Origin of the sequence: Promineifilum sp. (SeqCode) (genome assembly GCF_041918635.1) — a bacterium.
Classification (GTDB): Bacteria; Chloroflexota; Anaerolineae; order Promineifilales; family Promineifilaceae; genus Promineifilum.
The window spans coordinates 1-3,497 of sequence record NZ_JAYRVJ010000057.1 but is presented as its reverse complement, the minus strand read 5'-3'; the positions used below and the strand labels follow the sequence as shown (position 1 = coordinate 3,497).

General features: G+C 67.7%; 1 protein-coding gene and 1 pseudogene. Both read left to right on the top strand.

Annotated elements, in window-relative coordinates:
- Positions 1-362: 362 nt before the first annotated feature.
- Positions 363-2,354, top strand: coding sequence for a hypothetical protein (locus ACE3UY_RS01900; protein ID WP_374685858.1), 1,992 nt, complete (start codon positions 363-365; stop codon positions 2,352-2,354).
- A 115-nt stretch (positions 2,355-2,469) separates the two neighbouring features.
- Positions 2,470-3,497, top strand: a pseudogene (locus tag ACE3UY_RS01895) (hypothetical protein); the annotation flags it as partial.

The following is a 3,497-nucleotide window of genomic DNA, read 5'->3' as shown; positions in this document are numbered from 1 at the left end:
GGGCTGACACGACCCCGGGGCCAGACACGCCCCCTCCGGCCCACCCGCCGTCTAGGGCAGACACACCCCGGGGGGCACACCCGCCGGTCTGCCCCTCCGTTTTGGGGGGGTAAGTGACAACCGCGGTGGACACTTCCCCCACCTTGTTCACCCCTACGCCCTTGCGCCCCCGCTCCCCTGCGCCCCGCTCCCCTGCACGCAAGATAAGAATCCTGCGCCACGACGATCCAGAGAAAACATACCGTTTTGTGGCGTTATTCGCTCCTGGCGCGATCTATACTGACTATATCGAGTCGCCAGACTTCTGAGGTTTGCCAGCGATTCCTATCGCCAACCTCGGAGGTCTGGGAAGGAGCCACATCATGTACCGCAAGATGCTGTTGCTGACTGTTCTGCTGGCGGGGCTGGCGCTGTTGACGGGCGTCACTGCCGCCGCGCCGGCCGCGCCCGAGGCGACCGGCAACTTTCTCATCAACGAGCCGAATGAGGGCGTGCAAGCCTTTACGAAAACGGCCGTGGCCCCCGATGGCAGCTTTGTTGTCACCTGGGAACTGAATGACGACATCGTCGCCCGGCGCTTCAACGCCGCCGGCGCGCCGCTCGGCCCGGCGTTCGCCGTCCATACCCCGTCTCTGGCGGAAGAGGGCTATCCTGCCATCGGCATGGACGCCGCCGGCAACTTCATCATTGTCTACGCCCGCGGGCCGATGTACAGGGTTGACCGCGGCATCTTCGGCCAGCGCTTCAACGCCGCTGGCGCGCCGGTGGGGGGCGAGTTCCCAGTAGACACGCACGAGTTCGCCGACTATCAGCAACCGGCCATCGCCGTCGGCGCGGCGGGCGACTTCGTGGTCGTCTGGCAGGCCGTGCCCTATTCGGACCCGCAGATCTATTTCTACGATCTGCGCGTGCGGCGCTTCAATGCCGCCGCGCAGCCGCTCGGCTTGGAGCAATACGTCGCCGAGCAATTGGCGCCGGCGCAGAGTGGCGCGGAAGTGGCCCGCGACGCGGCCGGCAACTTCGTGGTCGCCTGGACCAGCTACGCCGGCCCGGATGGCAACGGCCAGGAAGCCATGATGCGCCGCTTCGCGGCCAATGGCGCGCCCCTGGGCGGCGACGTGGTCTTGAATGCGACGCTGGCCGGCGACCAGTCCGGCCCGCAGTTGGTCATGCGCCCGGCCGGCGACTTCCTGGTCGCCTGGATCGATGAGGATGCCTCGGGGCGCATCACCCTGCTGGCCCGCCCCTACACCGCCGCGGGCGCGCCGGCCGGCCCCGCCTACCCGTTCGACGTGATGTACGATACCTTCTGGCAGATGCTCGACCTGGCGCGCGCCGGCAACCGGTACATCGCGATCTGGAACCTCCTCACCTACCATACCGGCGACCTGTTGCACCCGTCGCCCGTGGTGGGGCGCTTCCTGACGCCGGCCGGCCCGGACGGCGGCTACTTCCCCATCGCCCAGTGCCGCGACGGCAACTGGCCGGCGGTGGCCTCCAACGGTACGACCTGGGTGACGACCTGGTCGGGTTACATCGACCCGGCCTGCCTGCCCGGCAGTTCCGGCCACCAGGCGGTGGGCCAGATCAACCGGCCCACTCTGCCCGGCCCGCGCTTCGTCAGCGTGACAGCCGCCGGCAAGATCGGCAACCTGGCGGTCGCCAGGGGGGACATCGTCAGCTACAACCCCGTCCACAACGTGTGGGAGATGGTGTTTGACGCTTCCGACCTGAACCTGCGCGGCAACCTGACCGCCTTCGACATCATGGATGACGACTCGCTGCTGCTGGTCTACGACGCCGTGGCCCGGCGCGTGCCCGACATCGGCGAAGTCCGGCCCCAGCAGATCATCCGCTTCCAGCCGCAGGCCGGTGGGCTGGGCGCTGACACGGCCGGCACGCTGACCGTCTATCTGGATGGCCGGCAGGTGGGGCTGACGACGCTGGCCGAGCGCATCGACGCGCTGGACGCGCTGCCCAATGGCGACCTGCTTATCAGCACCTACGGCAGTGTGGCCGTGCCGGGCGTCAGCGGCCTCGATGAAGATATCCTCCGCTTCCACCCGACGCGCCTGGGCGACTTTCCGACCGGGACGTGGTCGATGGAGTTCGACGGTTCGGCCGCCGGGGTGGTGGCCGACTTGAATGGCCTGTCTGTTGACGACGGCGCGGGCCACCGCTACGTGACGTTCCAGACGGCGGTGAATCTGGCCGGCGGGCGCGTCCTGCCGGGTACGATCCTGCGCTGCGCGCCGCAGGGCGCGGGCTGCAATTGGAGCGTCTTCCGCGACCTGCGGGCCGATGGCCTGCCGGCGAAGATGATGGTGGATGGGTTGGAAGTATTGTGGCCGTAGGGGTAGACCTGCGTGTCTGCCCGCGCCAGACCTCAGAGGTTTGCCGCAAATCTCTGAGGTCTTGGCCCTCGGGCGCACACGCAGGTGCGCCCCTACCACCGGATGAAGGAGAGCCATGAATCGCAAGCACCTGCTCCTAATCGTCGCCCTGACCGCGCTGCTGGCGCTGGTGGGGGGCAACGCGGCTGCCGCGCCCGACGCCGCGGAATCGGAACCGAACGACACCCTGGCCACGGCCGACCCGTTGACCATCGGCGACGTCATGAGCGGGCAACTGCTCACTGAGACCGACATCGATTACTTCAAATTCAGCGCGCCGGCGGGCAAGGTGCTGAACGCCATCACCTGCGGCGAACCGGATAGTGTCTTCGAATCCGCCCGGCTGCGGCTCCATAACGCGGCCGGGACAATCATCGCCGGCGACTATGAAGAGTATCTCGAGGTCATCACCCTGCCAGGGGCCGGCGACTACTACCTGAGCCTGGACAACGGCGAATATTACTTCGACAACCGCGACTACGCGCTGACGACGTGGTACAGGACGGGGCCTTACGAGCCGAACGACACGCGGGAGACGGGCACACCCGTCACCTACGGCGTGATCAATGCCGCCATGGATGACCGCGTAGACCGGGATCACTACCGGCTCCAGGCCCAAGCCGGCGACGTGCTCGACCTGACCCTGGCCGCCGACGTGGCGTACGGCGATAGGATGGGGGTCATGGTGAACGCGGTCGGGACGGAGCGTTACCTGGGCAACCTGGAACTGTATGGCGCCGAGGGAACCGATAGCGTCCACGGTGAGTTCGTCGTGCCGTTCGACGGGGCGTACGACATCTTCGTCGGTGAGACCCGTTACAATACCGAGCCGCCCTGCACCGAGAAGGGCGCGCCCACGCCCTACACGGTGACGCTGGCGCGGCGCAGCCTGTACGTGACGGCGGCCACGGCCGGCAACGCCGGCGGCATGGCCTTCACGCCGTCGGACCTGATGGTGCGCGACGCCGCCGGCCAGTGGCGGATGGCTTTTGACGGCTCCGACGTGGGCATCGTCAAGCCGCTGCAGGCGGCCGAGTGGACGAATGACGGCGCGCTGCTGCTGGCGTTGAGCGCGCCGCAGAACGTGCCGGGCGTGGGCCAGGT

Excerpts from the sequence above, each read along its gene's own strand:
- ACE3UY_RS01900 (WP_374685858.1), top strand. The coding sequence starts at position 363 with ATGTACCGCAAGATGCTGTTGCTGACTGTTCTGCTGGCGGGGCTGGCG.